This is a genomic window from Bradyrhizobium sp. 2TAF36 (genome assembly GCF_052114925.1).
GTDB classification, from domain to species: domain Bacteria; phylum Pseudomonadota; class Alphaproteobacteria; order Rhizobiales; family Xanthobacteraceae; genus Bradyrhizobium; species Bradyrhizobium barranii.
The window spans coordinates 43281-56324 of sequence record NZ_JBFRFR010000024.1 but is presented as its reverse complement, the minus strand read 5'-3'; the positions used below and the strand labels follow the sequence as shown (position 1 = coordinate 56324).

Here is a 13044-nt window from a genome sequence, read left to right as displayed (position 1 = left end):
GTGAGCGAATAGGGCCGGCTGGACGGGTTGGCTGCATCTTTCGGACGTTGTATGCGGTTTACCTCCCTGGTCATCGAGCTCATTCGCGCCCGGCCGCGGCTGATCGTGTGGATCGCCGTGCTGCTCCAGGCCGCGATGTGGCTGTTCGTGGCGCTGGTGTTCTATCGCAGCCCGCCCGGCACCCTCGCGACCCTGCTCGCCTTCGGGCGCGAGTACCAGGTCGGTACTGATCTGGGCCCGCCGCTCCCGGTCTGGCTCGCCGACATCGCCTATCGCGCCGCCGGCGGCCACATGTTCGGCGTCTATGTCCTCGCCCAGCTCTGCGAGGTCGCGACCTTCATCGCGCTCTATCATCTCTCCCGCGCCGTGGTCGGCTCACAGCAGGCGGTGCTCGCCGTGCTGCTGACCATGACGGTGCTGGCCTTCTCCTCGCCGGCGCTCGACTTTGGCCCGCTGGTGCTGGCGCGGCCGCTCTGGGCGCTGCTGCTGTTGCATTCCTGGCAGATCATCGGCCAGCGCCGCGGCAATGCCTGGTTCGCCTGGTCGATCGAGGCGGGCCTCTTGCTGCTGACGACGCCCGCGGCGATCTTCCTTCTCCTCCTGCTCGTCGTCTTCGCGATCTCGACCGCCGGCGGACGCCGGACGCTACGCGCGCTCGATCCGCTGTTCGCGCTGATCGTCGTCGCCGTGCTGGCGCTGCCCTATGCGGTCTGGCTGATGCGCGCCGAGACGCTTGTCATGCCGACCCTGCCTGAAGTCGCCGCGCTGAACGCCCGCGCGCTGCACGCGGCCTGGCTGCTCGGCGGGCTCGTGCTTGGCGCGGCGGCGATCCCGGCGCTGACCTTTCTCAATAGCGGCCTGTTCGTCGCCAAGGGCGAGGAAGCGCCGATCATCTACCGGCCGCCGGTCGAGCCGCTCGCGCACAACTTCGTCTATTTCTTCGCGCTGGCGCCTGCGCTCGGCGCGGTCCTGATCTCCGGGCTGCTCGGGCTCGATGCCGTCGTCGGCGGTGCCGGTGTCGTACTGGTCATGTCGGGACTTGCCGTGGTCGTGACGGCCGGGGACCTCATCGCGATGCGCCGCGCGCGGGTGCTGCGGACGGTGTGGGCTGCCGCCGTCCTGGCGCCCGCAGCCGGCGTCGTGCTCGCCGTGCTGTTTCTGCCCTTGACCGGCGCCAACGAGATTGCGACCTCGATGCCGGCGCGCGCGATCTCGGATTTCTTCGACGAGAGCTTTGCCCGCCGCACCAATCATCGCCTGCGCGCGGTCGCCGGCGAGACCCAGCTCGCGAGCCTGATCACGCTGCATTCCGGCCGGCCGCATCTCTTCATCGATGCTCAGCCCGCGCGCACGCCGTGGATCAATCAGGCCAAATTCAGCGAGACCGGCGGCGTCGTGGTCTGGCGCGCCTCCGACACCGCCGGCACCCCGCCGCCGGAAATCCTCGCGCGCTTTCCCGGCATCGTTCCGGAAGTGCCGCGCGCGTTCGAATGGCTGGTGACTGGCCGCCAGCAGTTGCTGCGCATCGGCTGGGCCATCGTACGGCCGAAGGGGACGTAGCGACAAACGCTGAAATCGTAGGGTGGGCAAAGGCGCAAAGCGCCGTGCCCACCATCAAGTCTATCCGTCGTCGACCTAGTGATGGTGGGCACGCTTCGCTTTGCCCACCCTACGACAGCTCGCTATCCCGCCAGCACCTTCGCGATCGCGCGCAGATCCTGCCAGGCCAGCCGCTTGTACGACGGTGAGCGCAAGAGATAGGCCGGGTGGAACGTCGGCAGCGCGCGGATGGTGCGCCCACCCGTCTCGTAGTCGAACCAGCGGCCGCGGGTGCGCATGATGCCCTCGCGCGTCGACAGCAGCGTCTGCGTTGAGGGATTGCCGAGCGTCACCAGCACGTCGGGATTCACCAGCTCGATCTGGCGCTGGATGAAGGGCAGGCAGATCTGCGTTTCCTGCGGCGTCGGCGTGCGGTTGCCGGGCGGCCGCCAGGGAATCACGTTGGCGATGTAGGCGGTGGTGCGGTTGAGCCCGATCGCGCCGATCATGAGGTCGAGCAGCTTGCCGCTCCGCCCGACGAAGGGCAGCCCCTCGATGTCCTCGTCGCGGCCCGGCGCCTCGCCGACGAACATGATGCGCGCCTGCGGATTGCCGTCGGCGAACACCAGCCGCGTCGCGGTATGCTTCAGCGCGCAGCCTTCAAAATTCTGCATCAGCTCGCGCAGTGCCTCGAGCGTCGGCGCGGTACGCGCGGCCTCGCGTGCGGAGGCGATCGCAATGTCCGGCGCAGGTGCGGCCTCGCCGCGCATCACCGCGGGCGCGGCAACAGGCCGTGGTGCCTCGACCGGAGGTGCGGCGCGCGGGGCCGGCGGCGGAGCATCCAATTCCGCCAGGCGGTCGACAGGTTCCTCCGCGAGCGCGCAATCGACCCCGGCCTCCAGATAGAAGGCGAGAAGCTCTCGGACGGTGGGTGCGGGCTCGGGGATCATTTGGAAAGTCAGACTTTTACTATATCAGTTTGGGGTGCCTTGCATCCCAGTGGAACGCATTTCCGTGGTTGTCCTACCCGGAAAAATCGGAAACAAGGGGGCGCAAATGACGAGGAACCGTCTCAAGGGCTGAGATCAGATGAGCACCGAAGAACTTCCCCCGCGCGAATCCATGGAATTCGACGTCGTCATCGTCGGCGCCGGCCCGTCTGGCCTGGCGGCCGCGATCCGGCTGAAGCAGCTCAATGCCGATCTCAACGTCGTCGTGGTGGAGAAGGGCTCCGAGGTCGGTGCGCACATTCTCTCCGGCGCCGTGATCGATCCGGCCGGGCTCGACAAGCTGATCCCGGACTGGCGCGAGGATTCCGACTGTCCGCTGAAGACGCAGGTGAAGGACGACCGCTTCTACTGGATGACGGGAGGCGGCGCGATCAAGCTGCCGAACTTCATCATGCCGCCGCTGATGGACAATCATCACTGCTATATCGGCTCGCTCGGCAATGTCTGCCGCTGGCTGGCGCGCAAGGCCGAGGCGCTTGGCGTCGAGATCTATCCGGGCTTTGCCGCCGCTGAGGTGCTCTATGACGAGCAGGGCGCGGTGAAGGGCATCGCCACAGGCGACATGGGCATCGGCCGCGATGGCAAGCCGAAGGACTCCTTTACCCGCGGCATGGAACTGCTCGGCAAGTACACTCTGTTCGCCGAGGGCGCGCGCGGCAGCCTGACCAAGCAGCTGATCGCGAAGTTTGCACTGGATTCCAAGAGCGAGCCGGCGAAGTTCGGCATCGGCCTCAAGGAAGTCTGGCAGATCGATCCCGCCAAGCACCAGAAGGGCATGATCCAGCATTCGTTCGGCTGGCCGCTCGACCTGAAGACCGGCGGCGGCTCGTTCCTTTATCACTATGACGACAATCTCGTCGCCGTCGGCTTCGTCGTGCATCTCAACTACGACGATCCGTATCTGTCGCCGTTCGACGAGTTCCAGCGCTTCAAAACCCATCCCTCGATCCGCGGCACCTTCGAGGGCGCCAAGCGGCTCGCCTATGGCGCGCGCGCCATCACCGAAGGTGGCTATCAGTCGGTGCCGAAGCTGAGCTTCCCCGGCGGCGCGCTGGTCGGTTGTGCGGCGGGCTTCGTCAACGTGCCTCGCATCAAGGGCGTGCACAATGCGATGGGCACCGGCATGCTCGCCGCAGAGCATGTCGCGGCCGCGCTCGCTGCCGATCGCGCCAATGACGAGATCGTCGACTACGAGAACGCCTGGCGGTCCTCGGCGGTCGGCAAGGACCTGTTCCTGGTCCGCAACGTCAAGCCGCTATGGTCGAAGTTCGGCACCGTGCTCGGCGTCGCGCTCGGTGGCTTCGACATGTGGTGCAACACGCTGTTCGGTGGCTCGCTGTTCGGCACGCAGTCGCATGCGAAGCCCGATCGCGCCACGCTTGATCCGGCGAAGAGCCACGCGCCGAAGAACTACCCGAAGCCGGACGGCAAGATCTCGTTCGACAAGCTCTCGTCGGTGTTCCTGTCCAACACCAATCATGAGGAGGACCAGCCGGTCCATCTCAAGGTCGCCGACATGAACCTGCAGAAGACCTCGGAGCACGACGTCTTCGCCGGTCCCTCGAATCGCTATTGCCCGGCCGGGGTCTATGAGTGGGTCGAGGAAGGCGCGAGCCCGCGCTTCCAGATCAATGCCCAGAACTGCGTCCACTGCAAAACCTGCGACGTGAAGGACCCCAACGGCAACATCACCTGGGTTCCCCCGGAGGGCGGCGGCGGTCCGAACTACGAGGCCATGTAAGCTAGGCCATGCAAGCCGGGATCATTGGACCAAAGCGATCGAGCCGGGGCCAATGTGACGTGCCCCCGGCATTGTGACGCACGTTCGCGTGAGAACCGGCCCGGGGTAGCGGTCCGCGGCCACGATAAGGCCATACTGGCAGCGTCTTGGGGCGTAGTCGGCCGATTTGGGGCGTGCGGAGGGGATCGCATGCCCGAATCCTTGCGGTGAAGCGCCAAAAGCGGCATTGTCGGCCCGACGGTTCCGGGTCCCCATGCCACCGGCCGCGTTCGCATGCGATACGGCCTACTGCTGCAAACCCAGGCACTACAACTCAAGGCGAGCCCCTGATGTTCTCAAATCGTTTCAACCGCTGGACTGTTGCCGCCATCGCCCTCATGGGCACAGCGATCGCGACGGTCCCCGGCGCGGTCCTGGCGCAGACGCCGGACCATCCGTCCGACACGGCGGCGCAATTCCCGACCCGGAACGATCTGAAGTCGCTGACGACCTCCGGCAGCTATCTCGCCGCCCGCCACGCCAGCGTCGAGCGCGACGCGGCCTCGGCCGCCGCATTCTACCGCTCGGCGCTCCGCACCGATCCCAAGAACAACGAGCTGCTCGATCGCGCCTTCATCTCGTCGGTTGCCGACGGTGACATCGACGAGGCGGTCAAGCTCGCCGAGCGCGTCCTGACCATCGACAAGACCAACCGCGTCGCGCGTCTCGTCGTCGGGGTGCACGATCTCAAGATGAAGAAATACGCGACCGCGCAAACCAACATCAACCAGTCGATCCGCGGTCCGATCACCGATCTCGTCGCCACGCTGCTGTCGGGCTGGGCCGCCTATGGCGCGGGCGATGCCAAGGGCGGCGTCGCCACCATCGACAAGCTCGCCGGTCCGGAATGGTATCCGCTGTTCAAGGACCTCCATGCCGGCATGATCCTCGAGCTCTCCGGCAAGGAGAAGGACGCCGGCGTCCGCTTCGAGCGCGCCTACAAGCTCGACGATTCCATGCTGCGCGTCACCGAGGCCTATGCCCGCTGGCTGTCGCGCAACAAGGATTCCGCGGCCGCGACCACCGTCTACCTGGCTTTCGACAAGAAGCTCGCCCGCCATCCGCTGATCGTGGAAGGTCTGCGCGACACCAAGGCCGGCAAGAAGATGCCGCCGCTGGCCGACTCCGCGCAAGCTGGTGCCGCCGAAGCGCTCTACGGCATCGGTGCCACGCTGACCCGCCGCGGCGGCGAGGATCTGGCGCTGGTCTATCTTCAGCTCGCGCTCTATCTCCAGCCGACCCATCCGCTGGCGCTGCTCTCGCTCGCCGATCTCTATGAATCGGTGAAGCGGCCGCAGATGGCGATCAAGGTTTATGAGCGGGTGCCCGCGACCTCGCCGTTGAAGCGCAACGCGCAGATCCAGCTCGCCATCGATCTGGATTCCGCCGACCGCACCGACGAGGCGATCAAGATCCTCAAGGGCGTCACATCGGACGATTCCAAGGATCTCGAAGCCATCATGGCGCTCGGCAATATCGAGCGCGGCCGCAAGAAGTTCGGCGATTGCGGCGCGACCTATTCGCGGGGCATCGACGTGCTGCCGGCCGGCAACGACAAGGCCAACAGCGTCTGGTATTATTATCGCGGCATTTGCGAGGAGCGCTCCAAGGAGTGGAGCAAGGCCGAAGCCGACATGAAGAAGGCGCTCGAGCTCCAGCCCGACCAGCCGCATGTCCTCAACTATCTCGGCTATTCCTGGATCGACCAGGGCGTGAATCTCGACGAAGGCATGAAGATGATCAAGCGTGCCGTCGAGCAGCGTCCCGACGACGGCTACATCGTCGACTCCCTCGGCTGGGCCTATTACCGCATCGGCAATTACGAAGAGGCGGTGAAGAACCTCGAGCGCGCGATCGACCTCAAGCCCGAGGATCCCACCATCAACGATCACCTTGGTGATGCCTATTGGCGCGTCGGCCGTACGCTGGAAGCGAAATTCCAGTGGGCCCACGCCCGCGATCTCAAGCCCGAGCCGGAGGAGCTTCCGAAGATCGAGGCCAAGATCGCCAACGGTATGACCGACGATTCGAACTCTTCGGCCGCGCAGGCGGACAAGAAGAAGGACGACGGCAAGGGCGGCTAAGAGCGCGTTTGGGGGCTGATCGCCAATGTCGGCGTTGATTGAAGAAGGGCGCGCGAAGGTCAATCTGAGCCTTCGCGTCGTCGGCCGTCGTGCCGACGGCTATCATGATCTCGAAAGCGTGGTCGCGTTTGCCGACTGCGCGGACCAGCTGACGCTGGAGCCGGGCGGCGAGCTGAAGCTCGTCACCACCGGGCCGCTGGCCGCGGCCTGCGGCGATACCGCGGACAATCTCGTGGTCAAGGCGGCCAGGCTCCTGGCCGAGGCCGTGCCGAACCTGAAGCTCGGGGCCTTCGCGCTCGACAAGGTGCTTCCCGTCGCGGYCGGCATCGGCGGCGGCTCGGCCGATGCCGCGGCGGCACTGCGGCTGCTCGCACGTCTCAACAATCTCTCGCTCGACGATCCGCGCCTGCAGAAGGTTGCGCTCGCCACCGGCGCCGACGTGCCGGTGTGCCTGTTCTCGCGCGCCTGCGACATGACCGGCGTCGGCGAGCAGCTCCTGCCGCTGGCGCTGCCGAGCATGCCCTGCGTGATGGTCAATCCGCGCGTGCCTGTTGCCACCAAGGACGTGTTCCAGGCGCTGGGCCTGCGCAACGGCGAACTCTTGGTCGGCGCAACGTCCGTTCTCGACGCTCCGGCGTGGCCCGAAGAGGGTGAGTCGATCGCCGATTGGGTCGACGTTCTCGAAACCGTGGCCAACGATCTCGAAGCCCCTGCGCTGCGCATCGAGCCTGTGATCGGCGAGGTGCTGGAAGCCTTGCGTGACTCCGCCGGCGTCAAGCTGGCCCGCATGTCCGGCTCCGGCGCGACTTGCTTTGCGATCTATGGCGCAGCGAGCGATGCGCATGCCGGCGCGGAAAAGATCCGGCGCACCCACCCCGGTTGGTGGGTGCATGCGGGGACGTTGAGCTAGGTTTTTCCGGGCTACGATTCTGCCGTAGGGTGGGCAATGCGAAGCGTGCCCACCAAACTTATTCTCGCAATCTGGCTGCGTGGTGGGCACGGCGCCTTGCGCCTTTGCCCACGCTACGGCAGTGGAGCTAGCCGCCGTCTTCGGCGAGCCCGAGAAACCGCCGGATCTCACTCAACACCTCTTGCGGCTTGTCATGCTGTAGCCAGTGCCCCGCGCCGGCGATGGTCTCGATGCGTGCCTGCGGGAAATAGCGCTCCAGGCCTGCGGCCCTGGCACCCGCGAGAAAACTTTCTCCGGCATTCAGCAGCAGCGTCGGACTTGTGATGCGCGACCACAGCGCGACGTGATCGTCCGGCCAGAGCCGGTGCGGCGCAGAGGYGCGCTGGTAGGGATCGAACTTCCAGCTATAGGTGCCGTCCTCATTCCGCCGCGAGCCGTGCGTTGCAAGATGCAGCGCGAGGTCGCGGGCGAGGCGCTTGTTGTGAAGCACCATCTGCGCGGCCGCGTCTTCGAGGGTCGCATAGCGGCGCGGCGTGCGGTCGTGCAGCCTGTCGAGCTGGCTGACCCATTTGCTGATGCGCTCATGCGTCGGCGCTTTGGGGGTGTCCGGCAACATGGTGACGCCGTCGAGGACGACGAGCTTCGTGACCAGCTCTGGGAACGACCCCGAAAAGATCAGGCTCACCATGCCGCCCATGGAATGACCAATGAGAGTCACTTGAGGCGCTGCGATGCTGCGAATGAGCTGGGCGAGGTCGTAGACATACTCGGTCAGCGCGTAGCTGCCGCCCTTGGTCCAGTCGGAATCGCCATGGCCGCGCAGATCGGGCGCGAGCACGTGAAAGTGCGGCTGAAGCGAGCGGGCGATGGCGTCCCAGCTCCGGCAATGATCGCGGCCGCCATGGACCAGGATGGCGACGGGCGCGCCGTGATTGCCCCAATCGGCATAGTGCAGCCGCAGGCCGTGGGACTCGTATGTGCGACTTTGCGGGGCAAGCATCGGGCGCCGATCCTTCGAAATGCCGGACGAGATAGCAGCACGACTGGAGTAGCCTGCTGCCGCCCATTCCACAAGCAAGCCGCAGGTCACGGGCGCTTCGGCGGCGAGCTCGTGCCGCCTAGGCGGCGCATGGCGCGTCGGCGCTGCCGGGTCTTGCGCATCTTCGCGTCGTGACAGCGACGCGCGGTGCGCGACAACGACCTTGTCAGGAGGCGATAACGCGACCAGGACATCATCCTCATCGAACTCTCCATCGCAACAACCATGGGTGAGCCGCGAGCGATGGGTCGTTCGAATTCCACGCGTTACATCTTGGTCATTACGGGTTGGAAAGTGTTTCGGGGCGATGGCGACAATGTTGCGCGCACGCCGTCATCGCGAGCCGATCGCTTCATCGAAATCGTTCATCGGTATTAAACCTGCGTAAGGCGCCGAACGCAGGACGCACTCATCGCCTCCAACGGATGTTAGGAGGTGAACATCATGAAACTTGTATCTGCGTTTGTCGGCCTTGCCGCACTTGGCGGGGTCACGCTGTCGAGCGGGGCTGCGTCAGCAGCACCGATCGAGGTGCCGACCGGCTATGTCTGCAATGAATGGGGCCATTGCTGGCAACGCCACTACCATGGAGGCTACTACCATCCGCACTACTGGGGTGGTTACGGCTGGCACCATCATTGGGGTGACGGCTGGCGCTGGCATCATTGGGCTCGCTGGCACCGCTGGCATCATTGGCACCACTGGTGAAATCTGAGAAAGGGGCTGCGGCCCCTTTCTTTTTTCGGTGGATGCCCGTCGGGAATGACGCGAGCTAGCCCTGCACCGGCCGCCGCGCCAGCGCGAGCGAGAGGCCAAGGCCGGCGATGAAGACGCCCGAGCCCTGCGTGAGACGCCGCATCAGATGTGGCCTGCCAATCAGCTGCGTGCGCGTTGCAGTTGCCATCAGCACGACGACGACATCGGCGAGCGTGTTCAGGATCACCGAGATCGCGCCGAGCACGATGAATTGCAGCGTGGGGCTCGATCCCGCGGGATCGAGGAACTGCGGAATGAAGGCGAGGAAGAATGCGGCGGTCTTCGGGTTCAGCGCCTCGACCAGCACGCCGTCGCGGAACGCGCGCCTGTCGCCGACGGGCTCGTTCTCCAGCGAGAGCGCGCGGCCGGCGCTGCGGAAGGTCTTGATGCCGAGCCAGACCAGATAGAGCGCGCCGATGAATTTCACGACGGCAAACAGCTCCGCACTGGCAAGGATGATCGCGGAGACGCCGAGGCTGCCCGCGACGACATGAACCAGCCCGCCCAGCGCGGTGCCCGCGGTTGACGCAAAGCCGCTGGCGCGTCCTTCGGACAAGGTCCGTGCCGCGACGTAGAAGATGCCGGGGCCGGGAACGGCGGCAATGAGACACGCTGCGGCCAGGAACAGCCAGAAATTCGTTTCGATCATCCCGGTTTGGTAACGAAGCGTGCCGCGATTACAAGGCCTCTCGTTCAGCCCATCCGGCGGAAGATCACGCTGGCATTCACCCCGCCGAAGCCAAATCCGTTGGAGATGGCGTTGAGCATCGGCATCGGCCGCGCGCTGCCTGCGACGATGTCGATGCCATCAGCGCCGGGATCTGCGTTTTCGAAATTGCGCGTCGGCGGCGCGACCTGGTCGCGCAAGGCGAGGACGGTGAAGATCGCCTCGAGTCCGCCGGCAGCGCCGAGCAGATGGCCGGTGGCCGATTTCGTCGCGCTCACCGCGATGTTCCGGTTGCGGCCGAACAGCGCGGCGATCGCGCCGAGCTCGCTTTCGTCGCCGGCCGGCGTCGACGTCGCATGCGCGTTCAAATGTTGCAAATCCGCGGGCGCAAGCTTCGCCTGGCGGAGCGCGATCTCCATGGCACGGCGGGCGCCGTCGCCATCGGGCGGGCCCGACGTCATGTGATAGGCGTCCGCCGTCGTGCCGTAGCCCACGATTTCCGCAATCGGGGAGGCGCCGCGCGCCAGTGCATGCTCCAGCTCCTCGATCACCAGGATGCCCGCGCCTTCGCCCATGACAAAGCCGTCGCGGTCGCGATCGAACGGGCGCGAGGCGCGCGCGGGCTCGTCGTTGAATCCGCTCGACAGTGCGCGGGCCGCGGCAAAGCCGCCGATGCTGACGATATCGATGCAGGCCTCCGCGCCGCCGCAGATCGCGACATCGGCTTCGCCTGCACGGATCATGCGCGCGGCATCGCCGATCGCCTGGACGCCGGCGGCACAGGCCGTGACCGGTGTGCCCAGCGCGCCCTTGTAGCCGTATTTGATCGAGACGTGGCCGGCGGCGAGATTGGCGAGAAACGAGGGGATGGTGAAGGGCGAGAGCCGGCGCGCGCCGCGCTGCTCGGTGATGCGCACCGCCTCCGCCATTGCCGGGAAGCCGCCGACGCCGGAAGCGATGATCGTCGCGGTTCTCTCCAATGTCGCCGCGTCCTGCGGCGTCCATCTGGCCTGCGCGACCGCTTCTGCGGTGGCGAGCAGGGCGAACAGGATGAAGCGGTCCATCTTGCGCTGGTCTTTTGGCGCGGCAGCTTGCGCGGGGTCGAAGCCGCCTTCGGCATCGTCGGCCTTGTCGGGCACGAGACCGGCAATGCGCGCGGGCAGTGCCTGCGACCATTCCGGCAGAGGGCGCAGCCCACTCTGGCCGGCGAGCAGCCGGCGCCAGGACAGTTCAACACCGCAGCCGAGCGGCGACACCGCTCCCATTCCCGTCACGACGATACGACGCATGTCAGTCTCCAGCCGGCGCAACGGCCGGGTTCATGGCTTTGAGCGAGCCGAGCCGCTTGCGCATCCCGCGGCTGGCGCGGGGACCCGGGACGACGACCGCATTGGCGAGGGTGATCGGACGCATGTCGGCGGCATCGACCACGATCGGATCGAACGGGCGAGCGTCGCTCCGATTCGCCAGCATGATGGATTCGCCCTTGGGCGCGAGATGCCTGTTGCCCCAGGCCAGCAGTGCCACGACCACAGGGAAGAAATCCCGCGCCTTCTCCGTCAGCACATATTCGTACCGCGGCGGCCGTTCGTGATAGCGGCGGCGGATGAACATGCCGCTCTCGGTGAGATGGGCAAGGCGCCGCGACAGGATGTTCGGCGCGATGCCGAGGCTTTGCGAAAATTCGTCGAACTTCGTCGCGCCCTGGAAGGCATCCCGCAAGATCAGGATGCTCCACCATTCGCCGACCGTCTCCACGGCGCGGCCGACCGGGCATTCCAGGATGGAGGGGGATTTCGGCTGCATGGCGGGAGCGTAGGAGAGTGGCTTGCAAAATGCAAGTCACTGGGCAGGCGGCGGCAGGTAGAGTGAGCGGTGAGGATGCGGAGGCGGGGCTGGCGGTGAGGTGCGCAGCGGGCGAGCGGTGAGTATGTGAAAGCAGGCTGGTGGTGGGATTTAAGGTAGCCGCCGGATAGCCGCTATCGTGCCCCGGACGCAGCGCAGCGCCTCTTGGCGGTGCGCTGCAGAGCCGGGGCCCATGTTGCGGAGAGCCTTGCGTGTCGCTTCCCGGCTCCGCGCAGCAGCGTTTCCCGCTGCAGCGCGTCCGGGACAAGAGAGGGAATGCGCCGTTGCCTAGCTCTCCGTCGTTGCGAGCGCAGCGAAGTAATCCAGACTGTTCCCGCGGAGGGATTCTGGATTGCTTCGCTGCGCTCGCAATGACGACGTGGAAAGAGCGTCAGCCTTTGTCGCCTAGTGCGACCGGGCCAGACAGAACGCGACCACCTGCTCCAGCGCGCTCTTCATCGGTGAGGACGGGAACAGCGCCAGCGCGTCGACGGCCATGGCGCCGTAGTGCTGAGCGCGGCTGAGCGTGTCCTCGAGCGCGCGATGCTTGTTCATCAGGCCCAGGGCGTGGTCGAGGTCGGTGTCGCCGATCTCGCCGCGCTCCAGCGCGCGGATCCAGAAGGCGCGCTCGGTGTCGTTGCCGCGGCGGAAGGCGAGCACGACCGGCAGCGTGATCTTGCCCTCGCGGAAATCGTCGCCGGTGTTCTTGCCGAGCTTGGCGCTCTTGCCGCCATAGTCGAGCACGTCGTCGACGAGCTGGAAGGCGATGCCGAGATTCATGCCGACCGAGCGGCACGCGGTCTGCTCCGCCTTCGGGCGGTTGGCGATCACGGGGCCGACCTCGCAGGCGGCCGCAAACAGCTCGGCGGTCTTGCCGCGGATCACGGCGAGATATTCGTCCTCGGTGGTCGCGGTGTTCTTGGCGGCGGCAAGCTGCATCACCTCGCCCTCGGCGATGGTGGCGGCGGCCGCGGAGAGGATGTCGAGCGCGCGGAGCGAGCCGACCTCGACCATCATGCGGAACGCCTGGCCGAGCAGGAAGTCGCCGACCAGCACGCTCGCCTCATTGCCCCAGAGCATGCGCGCCGACAGCTTGCCGCGGCGCATCTCGCTCTCGTCGACCACGTCGTCGTGAAGGAGCGTCGCGGTATGCATGAACTCGACGCTTGCAGCGAGCTTGATGTGACCGTCGCCGGCGTAGCCGGCGAGGTTGGCCATGGCGAGCGTCAGCATGGGCCGCAGGCGCTTGCCGCCGGAGGAGATGAGGTGGTTGGCGACCTCCGGGATCATGGTGACATCCGACCCGGTCCGCGACAGGATCGTGGCGTTGACGCGCTCCATGTCACCAGCGACAAGGGCAACCAGCTGTTCGATCGACGCGCCGGGAGTTTCGAAAGGTACGATGACGGCCACG

11 protein-coding genes are annotated in these 13044 nt (G+C 66.2%); 5 read left to right on the top strand and 6 right to left on the bottom strand.

The window, feature by feature from the left end; genetic code table 11:
* Positions 1–51 precede the first annotated feature (51 nt).
* Complete coding sequence (locus AB4Z51_RS15450) at positions 52–1560, top strand: glycosyltransferase family 39 protein (RefSeq protein WP_085402547.1); 1509 nt, start codon at positions 52–54, stop codon at positions 1558–1560.
* 122 nt (positions 1561–1682) lie between these two features.
* On the opposite strand, the gene AB4Z51_RS15445 is transcribed toward AB4Z51_RS15450, so the two are convergent.
* Positions 1683–2489, bottom strand: a complete 807-nt coding sequence (locus AB4Z51_RS15445; protein ID WP_071916142.1) for a uracil-DNA glycosylase — start codon at positions 2487–2489, stop codon at positions 1683–1685.
* A 139-nt stretch (positions 2490–2628) separates the two neighbouring features.
* Between AB4Z51_RS15445 and AB4Z51_RS15440 the strand changes: the two genes are divergently transcribed.
* The 3 genes from AB4Z51_RS15440 (at position 2629) to AB4Z51_RS15430 (ending at position 7323) form a co-directional block, all read left to right on the top strand.
* Positions 2629–4290: an electron transfer flavoprotein-ubiquinone oxidoreductase gene (locus AB4Z51_RS15440; protein ID WP_085402548.1), complete on the top strand. Its 1662-nt coding sequence runs from the start codon at positions 2629–2631 to the stop codon at positions 4288–4290.
* A 329-nt stretch (positions 4291–4619) separates the two neighbouring features.
* Complete coding sequence (locus AB4Z51_RS15435; RefSeq protein ID WP_094184200.1) at positions 4620–6413, top strand: tetratricopeptide repeat protein; 1794 nt, start codon at positions 4620–4622, stop codon at positions 6411–6413.
* Positions 6414–6438: 25 nt separating this feature from the next.
* Positions 6439–7323, top strand: a complete 885-nt coding sequence (locus tag AB4Z51_RS15430) for a 4-(cytidine 5'-diphospho)-2-C-methyl-D-erythritol kinase (RefSeq protein ID WP_441497607.1) — start codon at positions 6439–6441, stop codon at positions 7321–7323.
* A 127-nt stretch (positions 7324–7450) separates the two neighbouring features.
* Here the strand turns inward: AB4Z51_RS15430 and AB4Z51_RS15425 are convergent, their stop codons facing one another.
* A complete protein-coding gene (locus AB4Z51_RS15425; protein WP_441497606.1) occupies positions 7451–8323 on the bottom strand; it encodes an alpha/beta fold hydrolase in 873 nt (290 codons plus the stop codon).
* A 483-nt stretch (positions 8324–8806) separates the two neighbouring features.
* Here AB4Z51_RS15425 and AB4Z51_RS15420 point away from each other — a divergent pair, with 483 nt between their 5' ends.
* Positions 8807–9070, top strand: coding sequence for a hypothetical protein (locus tag AB4Z51_RS15420; protein ID WP_085402592.1), 264 nt, complete (start codon positions 8807–8809; stop codon positions 9068–9070).
* Positions 9071–9134: 64 nt separating this feature from the next.
* On the opposite strand, the gene AB4Z51_RS15415 is transcribed toward AB4Z51_RS15420, so the two are convergent.
* The 4 genes from AB4Z51_RS15415 to AB4Z51_RS15400 all read right to left on the bottom strand — a co-directional run bounded on the left by AB4Z51_RS15415 (position 9135) and on the right by AB4Z51_RS15400 (position 13043).
* On the bottom strand, positions 9135–9767 hold the full coding sequence (locus tag AB4Z51_RS15415) for a LysE family translocator (protein ID WP_135215917.1): 633 nt from the start codon (positions 9765–9767) through the stop codon (positions 9135–9137).
* A 44-nt stretch (positions 9768–9811) separates the two neighbouring features.
* A complete protein-coding gene (gene fabF, locus AB4Z51_RS15410) occupies positions 9812–11074 on the bottom strand; it encodes a beta-ketoacyl-ACP synthase II (protein WP_135215918.1) in 1263 nt (420 codons plus the stop codon).
* 1 nt (position 11075) lies between these two features.
* The gene (locus AB4Z51_RS15405) at positions 11076–11591 is read right to left on the bottom strand and encodes a winged helix-turn-helix transcriptional regulator (protein ID WP_085402554.1); all 516 of its coding nucleotides are present in this window, start codon (positions 11589–11591) and stop codon (positions 11076–11078) included.
* Between the two features lie 444 nt (positions 11592–12035).
* A complete protein-coding gene (locus AB4Z51_RS15400) occupies positions 12036–13043 on the bottom strand; it encodes a polyprenyl synthetase family protein (RefSeq protein ID WP_085402593.1) in 1008 nt (335 codons plus the stop codon).
* Position 13044 lies beyond the last annotated feature (1 nt).